This window comes from Pseudomonas sp., assembly GCF_026224925.1.
Taxonomy (GTDB): Bacteria; Pseudomonadota; Gammaproteobacteria; order Pseudomonadales; family Pseudomonadaceae; genus Aquipseudomonas.
Genome location: NZ_JAMFRV010000524.1, coordinates 1 through 3,550, shown reverse-complemented (window position 1 = coordinate 3,550; position 3,550 = coordinate 1). Strand labels below are relative to the sequence as shown.

At 53.6% G+C, this 3,550-nt stretch carries 3 protein-coding genes; 1 reads left to right on the top strand and 2 read right to left on the bottom strand.

The window, feature by feature from the left end:
- Together M0974_RS22135 and lapG are read right to left on the bottom strand one after the other, a co-directional pair.
- Nucleotides 1–1,713, bottom strand: a 1,713-nt coding sequence (locus M0974_RS22135) for a LapD/MoxY N-terminal periplasmic domain-containing protein (protein WP_297841754.1), incomplete at its 3' end; no start/stop codon positions are given.
- Between the two features lie 8 nt (nucleotides 1,714–1,721).
- Nucleotides 1,722–2,435 (bottom strand): cysteine protease LapG, encoded by a 714-nt coding sequence (lapG, locus tag M0974_RS22130; protein WP_297841757.1) that lies wholly within the window; start codon nucleotides 2,433–2,435, stop codon nucleotides 1,722–1,724.
- Between the two features lie 322 nt (nucleotides 2,436–2,757).
- Here lapG and M0974_RS22125 point away from each other — a divergent pair, with 322 nt between their 5' ends.
- Nucleotides 2,758–3,462 carry a GntR family transcriptional regulator gene (locus M0974_RS22125; protein ID WP_297841752.1) on the top strand — a complete coding sequence of 235 codons (705 nt, stop codon included), beginning with the start codon at nucleotides 2,758–2,760 and terminating at the stop codon, nucleotides 3,460–3,462.
- The last annotated feature ends 88 nt before the right edge of the window (nucleotides 3,463–3,550 follow it).

The window sequence follows — 3,550 nt, the reverse complement described above, 5'->3', positions numbered from 1 at the left end:
GTTGCCGATCATGCTGAAACGGCCACCGAAGTGCTGCACTGCCAGTGAAAACCCAAGCTCGCGCAGGCGGCGGGTAAGTTGCTCAAGTACTGCCTGCTCGGGCAGTTGCTCTTCACCTATTTCCAGCGTGAGCCGGTTGCCGAACCGCGAATAATGCTTCAGCGTTTCAAAGATATGGTTCAGTACTACCGCGTCGGCCAAAGTGGCTGCAGAAAGATTCAACGCCAGTGATTGGTTATGCAGCGTCATTTGCTGCAGAACCAGTTCAAGCATGAGTTGGTCGAGCCGTGTCGACCAACCAAAGCGCTCCAGCCACGGCAGGAATCGACCAGCAGGGATGGTTTGCCCTTGGTCATCCAACAAACGTGACAGTACCTTGTAATGCAGCACGTGCGCTGGGTTACGGCTATCCACCACGGGCTGAAAGAACAACTGAAAACGTCGCTGGGTCAGCGCCTCATCAAGCAGCTTGTTCCAAGTGTGCTGGTCATCACCCAAGGTGACGGCTGCACTGTGTTCAATACAGCTCCAGCTGCGCTCACCCTCGATTTCCGCTTGGGACAATGCTTGATCGGCAAGACCCAACAACGTTTGCGGCGAATCACCCGGGTTGTACGGAGCCAGTCCGATGTGAGCCACCGGGGTGACATCCGACGCCCCAGTGGCCTGCAGGCTGAGCAGCGAGCTTTCAAGATTTTGCGCCAGCAATAATGCTTCGGCACGCATCAGGCCAGGGGCCAATACGGCAAACTCTCCCCCTCGGCTGCGGGTGATCAAGTTGTTGGTTTCCGGATAGCGCGCGCATTGGCGAACCAATTGTTCGGTTACCGCCTGGAGCAGTTGATCTGTACGTTTGCCGCCTAGACGCTGGTTCAATCCTGCCAGATCCTTCACTCGCACCAACAGTAGGTAACCCGAACTGGCTTCTTCTTGGTTACTGACCCGAGCATTGAGCTGCATTTCAAAATAACGACGGTTGGCCAGGCCGGTGAGGCTGTCCTGATAAGACTCGATGCGTAGTTTTTCACTGCGTTCAGTACTTTCCTGAAACAGTGCTTTGAGCTTTTCGACCATCTGGTTCATGGCCTGAACGACCCGCCGCAACTCAGGCGTACTGGGTAGCTCAGGCAAACTAAGAAATTCGCGTCGGGCGATGGCGTGAGATTGCGCGACCATGTAATCCAGGGGCTTTAACTGCCGGCGCAGTAACAAGGCGCCAAGAACCGCGCTTACCAGACCACACACTACTAACCAGCCCAGGCTGCCGAGCGCGCTGTCCCACAATTTCGCCAGTGCAAACATAGGGTGGCTGACCACTTCAACACGCGCCGCCTGCTGCCAGCCGCGGCTGACAATCGCATCGCCTCCGGCCGCGTCGAGGCCGATCAGTTTAACGAACCAACCCGGAACACTTCCGCTATCGGGAGTACCTGAACGCTCGGCGATGACTTTGTTGGTGGTGATGTCGATAACCCGAATGCTTGAATAATAGCCACTGTCGAAGATTGAGCTGACCATCAATTCGACCATCGTTGGGTCGTCAATATTTGGTGTCAGCGACAGTGCCAACGAAGTCGCCGCGTCTTGCGCGTGTGAGCGCAACTGATTGACGTATTGCGCGCGCGAGCTCTCCACGCTGACCATAAAGCTGCCGCTGAAGGCGACCACCAGGAACAGACAGATTGCGAGCAATAACTGTTTAAACAGAGACATCAAAACTCCTAGAGATCAGGCTCGGCCGGGAAGCCTTCGGCCTGCATCTTTTTCAACACATCCTGCCAGCGTGACAGTCGTTTCGTATCACCCACTCGTTTATTGCCTGTCGCACCCGGCAACCACAACCCTTCGCCGTTGAAGGCATAGACCGGTAACAGGTCCGTTCGTTGGCTGGCCGGTTTGATTTCATTGATAAGGCTGTCAAGTACCAACGGTTCAGCGTTCGGGCTTGAGTAGTAAGTCAGTACCATGTGTGCACGGTTGAGGCGCAAAGCTTTGACATAGGTGATCAACAGTTTGTCGTTCGGTACCCCTAGGCGCCGAAGGCTGAAGTACTTGGCGATTGCATAATCCTCACAATCGCCGGCACCTTTCCAAAGCGATTCGATAGGCGTCGCCCAATAATCCTCCACGTGCCAGTTATCAATGTCTTCTACATAGCGCATCTGGTGATTGAAGAACTGATTGACCACTTCGAGCTTTTCTTTCTCGCTGACCTGCTTCTCGGTTGATAACAATCGTTGCCAGGCATCTATCCGAACGCGCCCCTCGCCCAAAGGACCATAAAGGGCCTCTGCCTTGCGGCTGATGACGGAAAAGTCCCAATCGGCATTCAGGCTGCCTGTCAGCATGACGCCGGTCAGTAGCAACACGAAGCAAAGCCAATACCCTAAATAACGGGTTCGCTGCGACCGATTAAAAGCAAAACGTACCGCCACTGAATTAGTCCGTTCGGTCATCCGAGAACCGGTCGATGGTGCGGGTTCAATCCGGAAAAAACAATGGCATCCTGCAATCACACTCACCAAATATCTGGTGTGTCTGTTGCGTTTGAAAATGCGCGGTAAGATGTTGCATTCACACAGATACCGCCATGCTGGCAGGCAATAAGTTGGTTTTTAGCTTCGGTCTTCATCCGAAGAAATCAATTAAACCAAGTGGTTCAAAGACTACCGGCTATTTTTACAAGGATCGCCAAGCATCCTGACACTATTTGGTGTGGATTGGATACATTGCCCCCGTAGCTGTAGGAGCATAGGTATGCAAGAAACCGATAACGAAAGCTATTTGAGTTCTATCTTGGGAAAGGAGCAACTGCCCTCACACCTTGCTAGGGCGGTGATCGAGGAAAAGCTGCGTAACGCCATACTCGACGGGCGTATCCCCAGTGGCACCGCATTACGCCAGCAAGAACTGGCAACACTGTTCGGCGTCAGCCGCATGCCGGTTCGCGAGGCTCTACGTCAACTGGAAGCGCAGTCACTGTTACGTGTCGAGCCACATAAAGGTGCCGTGGTTGCGCCGTTGGTGAGTGAGGATGCGGTTGATGCGTATAGCTTACGTTTACTGCTGGAGTCAGAGGCGTTGCGGTTGTCGATCCCGCTTCTGGACGAGCAGGACATTGCCGTTGCCGGCGCCTATATCAAGATGCTTGAAATCGAAACTGATTACAGTCAGATGGGTAGATTAAATCGTCTGTTCCATATGGCGCTTTATAGCAAGGCTCCCAACCGAAGACTGTTACGCCTGGTTGAAGATGGCTTGAACGAAGAAGAGCGGTTCCTGCGCTTCAACCTTTCGGCCATGGGCTTGGGAAAGCTTGCACAAGACGATCACTGGGCGCTCCTTAACGCAGCCTCTGAGAAGGCCGTCGATAAAGCCGTCGACATACTTGAGCGTCACCTTAATCGCGGCGTCGAAGCCATCACCCGCTACCTCACGGCCAGCGCTCATACAGTTTCGTAAATTGTTGTCTGATACACACGAAACTGTGTCTACCTCAAACCTCTCCATGCCTATTGGTTTGTCGGCGACATTGCGTGTCTTGGGTATT

Coding starts and splice junctions, on each gene's coding strand:
- M0974_RS22125 (WP_297841752.1), top strand. CDS start 2,758: ATGCAAGAAACCGATAACGAAAGCTATTTGAGTTCTATCTTGGGAAAG.